This is a genomic window from Nannocystis exedens, assembly GCF_002343915.1.
In the GTDB taxonomy this organism is placed as follows: domain Bacteria; phylum Myxococcota_A; class Polyangia; order Nannocystales; family Nannocystaceae; genus Nannocystis; species Nannocystis exedens.
The window spans coordinates 499,603-512,171 of sequence record NZ_NETK01000002.1; the positions used below are offsets into that span (position 1 = coordinate 499,603).

Below are 12,569 nucleotides of genomic sequence, written 5' to 3' on the forward strand. Positions count from 1 at the left end.
AGCCGCAGAAATCTCGCGGCAGCAAGGCCCCGCGGATCGGGTTCGTCGGGCGCACGACTCTTGTCAGCGCGGCGCGCCTGGTCTATCCCCCCGTGCGAATGGGCCTCCTGATCGTCATCGACGGGCCTGCCGGCGCGGGAAAGAGCACGGTCGCGCGCCGCGTGGCGCAGCACTTCGGACTGCCGGTGCTGGACACCGGCGCCATCTACCGCACGCTGGCGCTGGCGGCCCGCGAGCGCGGGATCGCCTGGAGCGACGAGGCCGGCCTGGTGGCGCTGGCCGCGGGCCTGCCGATCCGCTTCGAGGCCGCGACCGAAGCCGGCGGGCCGCGGGTGCTGTACGACGGGCGAGACGTCACGCAGGCGATCCGGACGCCGGAGATCTCCGAGGGGTCGTCGCAGGTGTCGGCGCTGCCGGCGGTTCGCGCGAGCTTGCTGGAGATCCAGCGCCGGCTCGGGCGGGACGGCTGCGTCGCCGAAGGTCGCGACCTCGGGACGGTGGTGTTCCCCGATGCGCCGCACAAGTTCTTCCTCACGGCCAGCGACGCCGTCCGCGCCGCTCGCCGCCAGGCCGAGCTCGAGGGCGCCGCGCTGGCGGACGTCCTGCGCGACCTGAACCGGCGGGACGAACGCGACCGGTCGCGGGCGACGGCGCCGATGGCCCGGGCGGAGGACGCCGTTCTCGTCGATTCCAGCGACCTCGACGCCGACGCGGTGGTGGCCGCCATCGTCGACGCGGTGACTTCCAGGCTCCCAGGGCCCGGCGGGGCCGCCGGCGGGCCGGTTGACGGGTCGCCGAAAAGCGCCTAGCTTCCCCCCGCTCGCGTAGGCCAGGGTGGCGTGCGTCGTGCGTGACCGCCAGGTCGCGTCGCGAGGCCCTCCCACTCAAGAGCCGGCGCGGGTTGGAAGGAACTTTCACCCCAACATGCAAGAGCAACACAACCTGCGCGCCGAGGGAGACGACGACTTCGCGGCGCTCTTCGAGAAGAACACCCAGGAAAATCCAGAGATTCGTGAAGGCACGATCGTCCTGGGGACCATCGTCGATGTGATCGGCGAGTACGCAGTCGTCGACGTCGGTTGCAAGGCCGAGGGCCAGGTCCCGCTGCGCGAGTTCGCCGAGGAGGACGGCACGATCAACGTCCGCGTCGGCGACAAGATCGAGGTCCTGCTCGAGGCGCAAGAGGACAACAACGGCCTCGTCGTGCTGTCGAAGGACAAGGCGCGCAAGCGCAAGGTGTGGGACGAGATCCAGTCGGCCTGCGAGGCCGAGGGTCTGGTCCGCGGCACCATCCAGGCCCGCGTGAAGGGCGGCCTCGCGGTGCTGCTGCAGGGCGGCGTGAAGGCGTTCTTGCCGGGGAGCCAGGTCGATCTGCGGCCCGTCCGCAACCTCGACACCTTCATCGGCAAGGACTTCGACTTCAAGATCATCAAGTTCAACAAGAAGCGCGGCAACATCGTGCTGTCGCGCCGGGTGCTGCTCGAGGCGGAGCGCGCCAACCTCAAGAGCGACACGCTCAACCGGCTGCAAGAGGGCGAGATCGTCGAGGGTGTGGTCAAGAACCTCACCGACTACGGCGCCTTCATCGACCTCGGCGGCATCGACGGCCTGCTCCACATCACGGACATGTCGTGGGGCCGCGTCAACCACCCGAGCGAGCTGTTCCAGGTCGGCGACAAGGTCCGCGTCAAGGTCCTGAAGTTCAACTCGGACTCGGAGCGCGTCAGCCTCGGCCTCAAGCAGATCACCGCGGACCCGTGGGTCAACGCCGAGCAGCGTTACATCCCCGGCACCGTGGTCGAGGGCAAGGTCGTCAGCATCAAGGACTACGGCGCCTTCATCGAGCTCGAGGAGGGCATCGAGGGCCTGGTCCACGTGTCCGAGATGTCGTGGACGCGCCAGATCAAGAACCCGAAGCAGATCCTCAAGATCGGCGATCAGGTCCGCGCGGTGGTCCTCGACATCGACGTGTCGCAGAACCGCATCTCCCTCGGCATGAAGCAGCTCGAGGAGAACCCGTACGACAAGGTGCTCGAGACCTACCCGCCGGGCACCATCGTCGAGGGCGTGGTCCGCAACATCGTCGACTTCGGCGTGTTCGTCGAGCTCGAGCCCGGCATCGACGGCCTCGTGCACATCACGGACCTCAGCTGGACGCAGCGGGTCCGCCACCCGAGCGAGCTGTTCAAGAAGGGCGACCGCGTGCGCGCGATGGTCCTGAACATCGACAACTCGGGCGAGAAGCCGAAGATCAGCCTCGGCCTCAAGCAGCTCGCGCAGGATCCGTGGGACCGGATCCCGTACGACTACCCGATCGGCAAGATCATCGAGGTCAAGATCCTCAAGCTGACCGACTTCGGCGCGTTCGCCGAGCTCGAGCCCGGCATCGAGGGCCTGATCCACATCTCGGAGATCAGCGAGGAGCGCATCGACGACCCCCGCTCGGTGCTCGAGCCGGGTCAGCGCGTGCGCGCGGAGCTCATCCAGATGGATCCGGGCGAGCGCAAGATCGGCCTGTCGATCAAGAGCGCCAAGCGCCAGGACGAGCTCGCCGACGCCCAGGGCTACGCCAACGCCAGCGAGGCCGGCGCGACCCTCGGCGACGTGTTCGCCAACAAGTTCCGCGACCGCTCGTAGTCGCGGGCCCGCGCTGCGGGACGTGAGCTCCCGGCGCCGATCACCCCAGGGTGAGGCGCCGCGGAGCCGGACATCGAAGGCTCTGCCCGATCCGCGGTCTCCGCGGGCAGGCGGGGCCTTCGCTGCTTGGTTCCGGGGCGCGCGGCCGCGTGCGCGACGGCGCTTGATCGCTCCCCAAAGTCGGGGTAAGCCGCCGGGCATGGCCGAGGTTCTGGCGAAGGTGCAGACGATCGAGGGCACGCTCGACGCTTCGGGGCTGCGGCTGGCGATCGTCGTCAGCCGGTTCAACAACTTCATCACCGACCGCTTGCTCGAGGGGGCCGTCGACGCGCTGGTGCGCTCGGGCGCTCGCCCGGAGGACATCACGGTGGTGCGTTGCCCGGGGGCGTTCGAGATCCCGATGGTCGTCGGCCAGGTGCTGTCGGCCAAGAGCTACGACGCCGTGATCACGCTGGGCTGCCTGATCCGCGGCGACACGATCCACTTCGACCTGATCGCGGCCGAGTGCACGCGCGGCGTGTCGCAGATGGCGCTCGCGTTCGAGGTGCCGGTGACGTACGGCGTGCTGACGACCGACACGCTCGAGCAGGCGATCCACCGCGCGGGCGCCAAGGCCGGGAACAAGGGCGCCGAGGCGGCGATGGCGGCGGTCGAGCAGGTCCGGCTCTACCGCGAGATCGCGGCGCGCGGGGCGGCCGACGCCCAGACCGAGGCCTCCGGTGGCTGAGACGAAGTCGCGGCACCCGCACCGGGCGCACGGGCGAGAGGTGGCGTTGCTGGCGCTGTGTCACCTCGAGTCGTATCGCCCCGAGGAGCGCGCGCGGGCGCTCGAGCTGTTTTGGGCCCACGTGCCGGCCGAATCCGGCGACGGTGGGCAAGAGCTGCGCGGCTGGCTGGCCGATCCGAAGGTCGTCGAGTTCGCCCGGCGGCTGCTGGCGGTGAGCAGCGAGCGCGCGGCGGAGATCGACGGGGCCATCGAGGCGACGTCGCGCTCGTGGCGGCTGGCGCGGATGGATCGCGTCGACCGCAACGTGCTGCGCCTGGTCGGCGCCGAGAGCCTCGGCCTGTCCGAAACGCCACGTGCGGTGATCGTCTCCGAGGCGGTCCGACTGGCGGCCCGCTACGGCAGCGAGCGCAGCGCCCCGTTCGTCAACGGGGTCGCGCAGGCGCTGGCCGGCAAGCTGCGCGGCGAGGCTCGCGAGGAGTCGTAGCGCGGACACGGGTGCGGACGCCCGGGCACGGGTGAGGAGGGAGCGCGCGCTCGGCGGCCGTACAGTTGTCCGCGCGGTGTCTGCGCAATCTCTGTCCGTCCGCGAGGTTAAGGGAGGACGGGCGTCCGGGCGTATACTGGCCGAGATGCCCATCCGCGCTCTGGTCGTCGATGACTCCGCGGCGATGCGGAACTTCGTCAGCTCGGTCCTGGAGTCGTCGGGTGAGTACGACGTCGACGAGGTCGGGCACGGGTTCGAGGCCATACGCCTGTTGCCGCGAGGCGACTACGCGCTGTTCGTGTTCGACGTGAACATGCCCGACTTCAACGGGCTCGAGCTGATCCGGGCGGTGCGCGAGCAGCCCCGCTACTCGCGGACGCCGCTGGTGGTGATGACGACCGAGGGCCGCCTCGGCGACGTCGAGCGCGCGAAGCAGGCCGGAGCGAACGTGGTGCTGACCAAGCCGTTCACGCCGGAGGTCCTGCTCGCGGCGGTCGCTCGGGCGCTCGGAGGCGGGGATTGACGGGCATCGACCAGAACGCCGCCGAGTTCATCGCCGAGGCGCAGGAGATCATCGAGACCTTCTCGCGCACGCTGCTCGAACTCGAGGCGCAGTCGCGCGGGTCCGGCCCGGAGCCGGACCTGATCAACGCGGCGTTCCGGGCGATCCACAGCCTCAAGGGCCTCGCCGGTCTGTTCGGCGCGGCGGCGATCGGCGGGCTGGCCCACAGCCTCGAGAACACGCTCGACAGCCTGCGGCTCGGCAAGCTCGACCTGTCGCGCCCCGTGCTCGACGTGCTGTTCGAGGCGATCGAGATGTTCGGCCGCCTGCTCGCGCCGCAGGGCGAGGAGGGCGGGGGCGGCGAGGTCGACATCGAGCCGGTGCTGCAGCGGCTGCGCCAGCTCGGCGAGCGCGAGGCGGAGTCGGCTGGCCCTCAGGACAGCCTCGAGTGGGTCGGCGAGAACATCCTCAGCGTGCTCACCGAGTACGAGGAGCACCGGCTGCGCGAGAACATCAAGGCCGGGCGCAACCTGTACCGCGTCCACGCCAAGTTCGACATCATGCAGATCGATGTCGGGCTCGAGCAGCTCAAGGACAAGATGAAGGGCTACGGGGAGGTCATCACCTACCTCCCCAGCGCCGACGGCTCGTCCGACGACGCGATCGAGCTCGACATCCTTCTCGGCTCGAAGGGCAGCCTCGGCGAGATCAACGGGGCGCTGGCCAACCCCGACGTCACGGTCCACCGGCTCACGCCCGCGGGCGAGGCCCCCGCCGCGCCCGCGCCGGCGCCCGGGCGCTCGGCCCCGCCGCCGGCGCCGCCGAAGCCTGCCCCTCCGAGCATGTCCGAAGGGCCATCCCGGCGCGCCGAGCCGCCGCCGCGGGCGGGCGCGCCGACGCAGTCGCGCACGGTGGTGACGACGACGGAGGAGCCCGACCCGAACAGCGCGGCGTCGAGCGAGGCGAGCCTGCGCAGCCTCAGCCAGACGGTGCGGGTCGACCTGCGCCGCCTCGACGTGCTGATGAACCTGGTCGGCGAGCTCGGCCTCGTGCAGGCCAACCTCACCGGGGTGCTCGACGAGCTGCGCCAGATCGATCACAGCGCCGACGTGTCGCGCGAGCTGCGGGTCCAGATCCGCGACATGCACCGCAAGCTGGCGCTGCTGCAGCAGGGCATCCTCGACGTCCGCATGGTCCCGATCGGCCAGGTGTTCGACAAGCTGGCCCGCGTGGTCCGCAAGCTGAGCCGCGACCTCGACAAGGAGATCCGCCTCGTCATCTCGGGCGCCGAGACGGTGCTCGACAAGCTGATCGTCGAGGAGCTCTCCGACCCGCTGATGCACATGATCCGCAACTGCATCGACCACGGGATCGAGCCGGCGGCCGAGCGCGTGGCCCTCGGCAAGCTGCCGGGCGGGAAGATCGAGCTGCGCGCGTTCCAGAAGGGCAACCGCGTGGTCATCGAGGTCGAGGACGACGGCCGCGGCATGGACTGGACCAGGATCCGCGACGTCGCGGTCCGCCGCGGCCTCATCAACGCGGAGGAGGCGGCGTCGCTGACCCCGGGCGAGGCGGTCAACCTGATCTTCCAGCCGGGCTTCAGCACCCGCGACGCGGCGACCGAGCTGTCGGGCCGCGGCGTCGGCATGGACATCGTCAAGACCAACATCGCCCGCCTGTCGGGCATGATCGACGTCACCACCGACCTCGGCCGCGGGACGACCTTCTCGATCACGCTGCCGGTGACGCTGGCGATCATCCAGGCGCTGGTGATCCAGTCGGCCGGCCACACGTTCTGCATCCCGCTCAACTCGGTGCTCGAGTCGATCATGGTCGAGACCCGCGAGATCGGGACGGTCGAGGGCCACGAGGTCATCACCCTCGGCGGCCGCACGCTGCCGCTGCTGCAGCTGTCGCGCCTGTTCGGGCTGAAGCCGCTGCACAAGAACTACCGCGACCCGAACCGCCTGTACGTGGTGGTCGTCGGGCTGGCGCAGCACCGCGTCGGGCTGGTGGTCGACGAGCTGCTCGGCCAGCAGGACGTCGTGATCAAGCCGCTCGGCAGCGCGGTCCGCAACGTGCCCGGCATCGCCGGCGCGACCGAGCTCGGGGCCAACCGCACGGTGCTGCTGCTCGACGTCGGCCGACTCGTCGACGAGGGCGTGCGCCAGTCGGACGCGGCGTACATGATGGGGGGCGCCCATGTCCGGTGAGCGCGAAGATCTGTGGCAGGCGCTGCTCCGCAGCGGCGAGGCCGTGGTCACCGACGAGGACTACGAGCACGGCTACAAGCGCGAGGTCCGGCAGGACCTGCAGCAGTACGTGACGTTCCGCGTCAGCGGCGAGGTCTACGGGCTGCCGATCCACGAGATCGAGGAGATCAGCAAGGTCTTCCAGACCACCCACGTGCCGCGCACGGCCGACTTCCTGCTCGGGATCGGCAACGTCCGCGGCCGCATCATGCCGGTGATCGACCTGGCCCGCCGGCTGCGCCTGCGCCCGGTCGAGCGCGGGCGGGCGGCTCGCGTGCTGATCGTCCACTTCAACGACGAGCCCTACGGGCTGGTGGTCGACGAGGTCATCGACGTGATCCGGATCCCGCCCGAGGCGATGGAGGACAAGCCCGGCGGCCTCACCGGCGCACGCGCGGAGTACATCCGCGCGCTCGGCCGCACCGGCAAGGATCTGGTCATCATCCTCCACCTGCCGGCGCTGCTCGACGCCAAGGACTTCGTCAAGGCGACGGTCTACGAGGAGGGTCGCGCGTGACCGACGTCCGCGACGGCCGCGACGGCCGTACCGCCGCCGGCGAGGAGGACCTGAAGGTCGCCGGCTTCTACGTCGGCCCGGGCCTCTACGGCATCGAGATCATGCGGATCAAGGAGGTCATCCAGGCCCGCCCGTACCCGATCCGTCCGGTGCCGTACGCGCCGGAGATCGTCGAGGGCGTGATCCAGCTGCGCGGCGTGGTGATCCCGGTGGTCGACCTGCGGCGCCGCTTCAAGGTGCCGATCGACCCGGCCATCGACCACCTCAACAAGCTGATCATCGTCAGCGTGGCGGGCCGGATCGCCGGCCTCAAGGTCGACCGCGTGCTCGGCGAGCTGCGGGTGCCCGCGGGCGGTCTGCGCCCGGCGCCGTCGATGCTGCGGCCCGAGCTCGACCGCAGCGCCGACGGCAACATCTTCAGCGGTGTGTCGCGGGCCCATCGGCACCGCGATCGCTCGGAAGGGCGCCGCCAGCCGCTCATCGGCCCGGATCGTCGGGCGCAGTCGCCGACGTCGGCCGCAGGGCAGCCGGCGCCGGCGGAGGACCGCCACGCGGGTGAAGACATGGTGTTCGTGATCAACCTCGATGCGCTGCTGCGCACGGGGGGGAGGTAACGCGGGGTGAGCGAGGGGCAGGCAAAGCTCAAGATCCTGGTCGCGCACGAGCGGCTCGCGCTCGGGCAGGCGATCGGCCGCGTGCTGGCGGCGCAAGGGTTCGCGGCGGTGACGGTGACCGACACCGCGGCGGCCGAGCAGGCGATGCGCGGCGACATGTTCGCGGCGCTGGTGCTCGACGTCGCGTTGCCGGGCGGGAAGGCGTGTCACGAGCTGATCCAGCTGGCGAAGTTCGAGCTGCCGGCGCCGATCCCCGCGGTCGTGCTGGTGGCGTCGGTGTTCCGCAAGACCAGCTACAAGCGCCGGCCGACCCAGCTCTACGGGGCCGACGACTACGTGGAGATCCATCGCCTCGGCGATCAGCTGCCCGGCAAGCTGTGGCACCTGCTCGGCGGCGATCCGGCGGCGATGCCGGGGCTGGTCGAGGCCGAGGCCGTGCTGTCGACGATCCAGGACGAGGGCGATCAGCGGCTGTTCGAGCAGCGCGGCCGCACGCTGCGGCTGTCCGAGCTGATCGTCGCCGACCTGATCCTCTACGCCGGCGACCGCGTGCTCGCGGCCACGACCCAGGCCGAGGCCCGGGAGCTGCTGGCAAACGATCTCGAGTCGGCCCGCCAGCTGTTCCGCCAGATCAACCCGGTCCCCCTGGCGCCGGGCGTCGATCCGATCGGCGCCGCCTTCGACGACATGATGCGGATGTTCAACCTCGACCCCGGGGAGCCCCGATGAACGCGCTCCGCCCCGATCTCGCGCGGTGTCTCGAATTCTTCGGGAGCGAACGCTGGCGCGAGCGCAAGGACGCGGCCCGCGACCTGCTGGCCGCGGTCCGCGAGCAACCACCCGCGCCCGACCAGCTCGCCATCCTCGTCGAACAATTGCTCGACGGCCTGGTGACGCCGGACTCGGTGGCGCGGCGGTCCGTGTGCCACGAGGTGCTGACGGGCATCGGTCCGTCGGTGGTGCCCGCGATCCGCCGGCGGCTCCGCGTCGGCGGGGCCGGGGCGCGGATGATCGTCGATCTGCTCGGCGACGTCGGCGGGCCCGACGACGTGCCGCTGCTGGCGGCGATCCTCGGCGCGCCGGGCGACGACAACGTGCGCGCCTCGGCGGCCACGGCCCTCGGCGTGCTCGGCGGGGCCGAAGCCGAGCGCGCGCTGGCGAATGTCCTTTCGGACAGCTCGGAGATGCTGCGGATGTTCGCCCTCGACGCGCTGGCCCGCCTCGGGGCGGTGATGGCGCCGGCTCGCCTGGCTCCGCTGCTGGCGGATCCGGTGACGCGGCGAGCCGCGGTGGCGGTGCTCGGACACAGCGGCGACCCGGCCGCGGCGGGCCAGCTCGTGCGGTACCTCGGTGACGCGATGCCGGGCGTGCGCGCGGCCGCGGCGGTCGCGGTGGTGCGGCTGCACGCGGCGCTGTCGGTGCGCGGCGACCCGGTCGCGGTGGCGGCGGCGCTGGCCGCCGGCGACGGCGAGCCGCTGCGCCAGCGGATCCGCGAGCTCGTCGAGCACCGCCAGCTCGAGGTGAAGCTGGCGGCGCTGGCCCTGGCCGGGGCGCTCGGCGACGTGCGCAGCCTGCCGCATGTCCTGCGGGCCATGTCGGATCCGGAGCTGCGCGAGCGGGCGGTCGAGTTCGCGGCGGGCCTCGGCGAGGCGGCAGTGCCTGTCCTTCTGGACATGGTCGAACAGGCAGCCCCGGAGACGCTCGGCGATCTGTTCCTGCTGGTCAGCGGCCTCGGCCCGGCCGGGGCGCACCCGCGGCTGGTCGAGGCGTTGACGACGGCGCTCGCGGGGCCCGACGCCCACGCGGCGTGCATGGCCGCGACGGCGCTCGGCAAGGTCGGCGGGATCGAGGTGATCGCGCCGCTGGCTGGCGCGCTCGCGCTCGAGGGGCCGGCGGGCGAGGCGGCAGCGGTCGCGTTCGCGGCGGTGGCCGGGCGCGCGCTCGGCTCGCGTTACGCTCGTGTCGCCCCGCACCTGCCGGCGGACGCGAGCGGCGGGGCGCTGGTACGCAACATCTGCCGCGCGTTCGGCCTGCTCGGTCGCGGCGGCGACGTCGGGTTCGTGGCGCCGCTGATCGCCCGGCTCGGCGATCGCGACGTCGGCGTGCGCCTGCTGGCCGCGCGGGCGCTGGGGCAGATCGCAGGCGAGCACGAGGGCGCGGCGGCGCTGGCGCTGGCGCTGCAGGACGAGGACGCGGGGGTGCGCGCGGCGGCCTGCCGCAGCCTCGGGCAGCTCGGGGCGGCCGAGTCGGTGGCGGCGCTGCTGGCGGCGTCGCGCGACCCGAGCTCGTCGGTGCGCGCGGCCGCGGTGCAGGCGCTGGTGGGGCTCGACAACCCGATCGCGCTGGCGCGGCTGCGCGAGGTGGTGCTGGCCGACAACGCGCCGGCGGTGGTGATCCAGGCGATCGCGGGGCTGAGCCGCTCGGGCACCGATCAGGATCTGGTGATGCTGATGAGCCTGTGCCGCGCGCCCGACCACGAGATCGTGAAGGCGGCGGCGCGCGGGCTGGCGGGCTGCCGCGGCCACCGGGCGACGGCGGCGGTGCTCGGGTTGCTCGAGCACCCGCGCTGGGACGTCCGCTGGGCGGCCGCGGAGTCGCTCGGCGAGCGCGGCGACGCCACGGCGTTGCCGCCGCTGCGGCGCCTCCACGCGGTCGAGCCCGATCCGCTGGTGCGCAAGGTGCTGGCCGGCGCGGTGGCCCGGATCGAGGCGCGCGCGGCCGAGCTGGCGGCGAGCGACGGCGAGGGAGCGCCGACGGCGTGAACGGACGGACTTCCCCCGGCGGGATCGAGCCCCCGGTGCGCGTGCGCATCACGCCGGAGGAGTCGCGGCTGCTGACGGAGCTGATCCTCGACCACTGCGGCGTGCTGCTCGGCGGCGACGCCGGGTTCCTGCTCGAGCGACGGCTGGCCTCGCGGCTCGATCACCTGTCTCTCGGGTCCTATCTCGAGTACTACCACTACCTGAGCTACGACCTCGGCGGGGCGGCCGAGCTGCTCGAGTGCATCGAGCGGGTCACGACCCACGAGACCTACCTGTTCCGCGAGCAGTTCCAGCTCGACGCGTTCCAGCGCGAGATCCTCCCGGTCCTGCTCGGGCGGCGAGGGGCGGGGGCGCCGGTCGTGTGGAGCGCCGGGTGCTCGACGGGCGAAGAGGCATACACGATCGCCGCGTTGCTGGCCGAGAACGCTCGCCCGGGGTCGCGGGTGATCGGCAGCGACATCAGCCTTCGCGGGGTGCGGACGGCGGAGGCCGGGATCTACGGGCGAGCAGTTTTCGCACGACCCCGGAGGAGCGGCGGGAGCGCTGGTTCGAGCCGCTCCCGAGCGGGCAGTGGCGGGCCCTCGAGCCTCTGCGGCGGATGTGCACCTTCGTCCACCTCAACCTCCTCGATACTGCCCGTTACGGCGAGCTCGGCGCCATCGACACGATTTTCTGTCGCAACGTCCTGATGTATTTATCGAGTCAGGCGAGGCGGCGCGTGGTCGAAGGGTTCTACGACGCGCTGGTGCCGGGAGGCTACCTGTTGCTCGGACACTCGGAGAGCCTGATCAGCGTGCCGGGTCGCTTCGATCTCGTGAACCTCAGCAACGACCTCGTGTATCGCAAGCCGGGTTAAAGGAACTGCGATGGACGGTCACAAGCTACGCGCCCTGGTAGTCGACGACTCGGCCTACAACCGGCAGACGATCGCCGCGATGCTCGAGCTCGATCCGGGCGTCGAGGTCATCGGCCGCGCCTCCAACGGCAAGGAGGCGCTGCGCATGGTGTTCGACCTCCAGCCCGACGTCATCACCCTCGACCTCGAGATGCCGGAGATGGACGGCTTCGCGTTCTTGCGGGTGCTGATGGCCAAGAAGCCGCTGCCGGTGATCGTCGTCAGCGGCCACGCCGAACGCGACCATGTGTTCCGCGCCCTCGAGCTCGGCGCGCTCGACTTCATCGCCAAGCCGGGGCGTCACATCGGCCCCGACCTCCGCACGATCCAGGAGGACCTGCTGGCCAAGCTGCGCGTGGTCCGGCGGCTCAGCGTGGTCCGCCTGCTGCAGCGCGCGCAGCACCTGGCCGAGCAGCGCGGCGAGCGGACGACGCTCGAGGTGCCCGCGTTCGACAGCGGCCGCTACGAGCCGCAGAAGCGCCGCGGGCCGCCGCTCGGGGTGCTGGGGATCGCGGCGTCGACCGGCGGTCCGCCCGCGCTGCAGCAGCTGCTGTGCGCGCTGCCGGTGACGCTGCCGATCGCAATCCTCGTGGCGCAGCACATGCCGGCGCGCTTCACCCGGGCGTTCGCGGCGCGCCTCGACAAGATCTGCTCGTTCGACGTGTGCGAGGCGACCGATCAGCAAGAATTGCAGGCGGGCATCGTGTACATCGCTCCGGGCGCGGCCAACCTCGAGATCGACGCCGGTCCGACCGGTCCGCGGGTGCGCGTGCGGCCGCCGCGGAGCGGCGCGACCATCGTCCCGTCGGGGGACCTGCTGTTCAAGACGGTGTCCGACCTGTTCGGGCCGCGCTTCTGCGCGCTGATCCTGACCGGCATGGGCAGCGACGGGCGCGAGGGGGCCGAGCTGGCCAAGCGGCTGGGGGCGACGGTGCTGGCGGAGGATCCGAACACGGCGGTGATGCCGGGCATGCCGGCCGCCGCGATCGACGCCGGGGTGGTCGACGCCGTGCTGTCGCTCGAGGAGCTGCCGGTGGCGATCCAGCGATTTGCAGACGCCTGCCGGCCCCGGGCGCCCGAGCCCGCCACCTAGCGCCGGGGCTGGCCCGAGGCCGGGCGCAGGCCGCCGGCGATCGCGGCGCTCGAGTTCGTGATGCGAAATCCCCCCCAGGACCTGTC

At 71.8% G+C, this 12,569-nt stretch carries 12 protein-coding genes and 1 pseudogene; all 13 read left to right on the forward strand.

Annotation, left to right across the window (positions count from 1 at the left end):
• The first annotated feature begins 98 nt into the window (after positions 1-98).
• The 13 genes and pseudogenes from cmk to cheB all read left to right on the forward strand — a co-directional run bounded on the left by cmk (position 99) and on the right by cheB (position 12,483).
• Positions 99-809 (forward strand): (d)CMP kinase, encoded by a 711-nt coding sequence (gene cmk, locus NAEX_RS45955; protein ID WP_096334264.1) that lies wholly within the window; start codon positions 99-101, stop codon positions 807-809.
• 115 nt (positions 810-924) lie between these two features.
• Positions 925-2,637: a 30S ribosomal protein S1 gene (locus NAEX_RS45960; protein WP_096334265.1), complete on the forward strand. Its 1,713-nt coding sequence runs from the start codon at positions 925-927 to the stop codon at positions 2,635-2,637.
• 199 nt (positions 2,638-2,836) lie between these two features.
• On the forward strand, positions 2,837-3,364 hold the full coding sequence (gene ribH, locus NAEX_RS45965; protein WP_096334266.1) for a 6,7-dimethyl-8-ribityllumazine synthase: 528 nt from the start codon (positions 2,837-2,839) through the stop codon (positions 3,362-3,364).
• Positions 3,357-3,848 carry a transcription antitermination protein NusB gene (locus NAEX_RS45970; RefSeq protein WP_096334267.1) on the forward strand — a complete coding sequence of 164 codons (492 nt, stop codon included), beginning with the start codon at positions 3,357-3,359 and terminating at the stop codon, positions 3,846-3,848. Before ribH ends, NAEX_RS45970 begins: the two co-directional genes overlap by 8 nt.
• A gap of 145 nt (positions 3,849-3,993) precedes the next feature.
• The gene (locus NAEX_RS45975) at positions 3,994-4,371 is read left to right on the forward strand and encodes a response regulator (protein WP_096334268.1); all 378 of its coding nucleotides are present in this window, start codon (positions 3,994-3,996) and stop codon (positions 4,369-4,371) included.
• A complete protein-coding gene (locus NAEX_RS45980) occupies positions 4,368-6,563 on the forward strand; it encodes a chemotaxis protein CheA (RefSeq protein ID WP_096334269.1) in 2,196 nt (731 codons plus the stop codon). The genes NAEX_RS45975 and NAEX_RS45980 overlap by 4 nt, the downstream gene beginning before the upstream one ends.
• Positions 6,553-7,119 (forward strand): chemotaxis protein CheW, encoded by a 567-nt coding sequence (locus tag NAEX_RS45985; protein WP_096334270.1) that lies wholly within the window; start codon positions 6,553-6,555, stop codon positions 7,117-7,119. The genes NAEX_RS45980 and NAEX_RS45985 overlap by 11 nt, the downstream gene beginning before the upstream one ends.
• A complete protein-coding gene (locus NAEX_RS45990) occupies positions 7,116-7,733 on the forward strand; it encodes a chemotaxis protein CheW (protein ID WP_096334271.1) in 618 nt (205 codons plus the stop codon). Before NAEX_RS45985 ends, NAEX_RS45990 begins: the two co-directional genes overlap by 4 nt.
• A gap of 6 nt (positions 7,734-7,739) precedes the next feature.
• Complete coding sequence (locus NAEX_RS45995; RefSeq protein ID WP_096334272.1) at positions 7,740-8,462, forward strand: response regulator transcription factor; 723 nt, start codon at positions 7,740-7,742, stop codon at positions 8,460-8,462.
• Entirely contained in the window at positions 8,459-10,495 is a 2,037-nt protein-coding gene (locus NAEX_RS46000; protein WP_096334273.1) for a HEAT repeat domain-containing protein, read from the forward strand. The genes NAEX_RS45995 and NAEX_RS46000 overlap by 4 nt, the downstream gene beginning before the upstream one ends.
• Before the next feature lie 101 nt (positions 10,496-10,596).
• Positions 10,597-10,941, forward strand: a pseudogene (locus NAEX_RS54270) (CheR family methyltransferase); the annotation flags it as partial.
• Complete coding sequence (locus tag NAEX_RS54275; protein ID WP_177325857.1) at positions 10,869-11,351, forward strand: CheR family methyltransferase; 483 nt, start codon at positions 10,869-10,871, stop codon at positions 11,349-11,351. The pseudogene NAEX_RS54270 and the gene NAEX_RS54275, both read left to right, overlap by 73 nt.
• A 10-nt stretch (positions 11,352-11,361) precedes the next feature.
• Positions 11,362-12,483, forward strand: a complete 1,122-nt coding sequence (gene cheB, locus NAEX_RS46010; protein WP_096334275.1) for a chemotaxis-specific protein-glutamate methyltransferase CheB — start codon at positions 11,362-11,364, stop codon at positions 12,481-12,483.
• Positions 12,484-12,569 lie beyond the last annotated feature (86 nt).

Excerpts from the sequence above, each read along its gene's own strand:
- ribH (WP_096334266.1), top strand. The coding sequence starts at position 2,837 with ATGGCCGAGGTTCTGGCGAAGGTGCAGACGATCGAGGGCACGCTCGAC.
- NAEX_RS45975 (WP_096334268.1), top strand. The coding sequence starts at position 3,994 with ATGCCCATCCGCGCTCTGGTCGTCGATGACTCCGCGGCGATGCGGAAC.
- NAEX_RS46000 (WP_096334273.1), top strand. The coding sequence starts at position 8,459 with ATGAACGCGCTCCGCCCCGATCTCGCGCGGTGTCTCGAATTCTTCGGG.
- cmk (WP_096334264.1), top strand. The coding sequence starts at position 99 with ATGGGCCTCCTGATCGTCATCGACGGGCCTGCCGGCGCGGGAAAGAGC.
- NAEX_RS45960 (WP_096334265.1), top strand. The coding sequence starts at position 925 with ATGCAAGAGCAACACAACCTGCGCGCCGAGGGAGACGACGACTTCGCG.
- cheB (WP_096334275.1), top strand. The coding sequence starts at position 11,362 with ATGGACGGTCACAAGCTACGCGCCCTGGTAGTCGACGACTCGGCCTAC.
- NAEX_RS45985 (WP_096334270.1), top strand. The coding sequence starts at position 6,553 with ATGTCCGGTGAGCGCGAAGATCTGTGGCAGGCGCTGCTCCGCAGCGGC.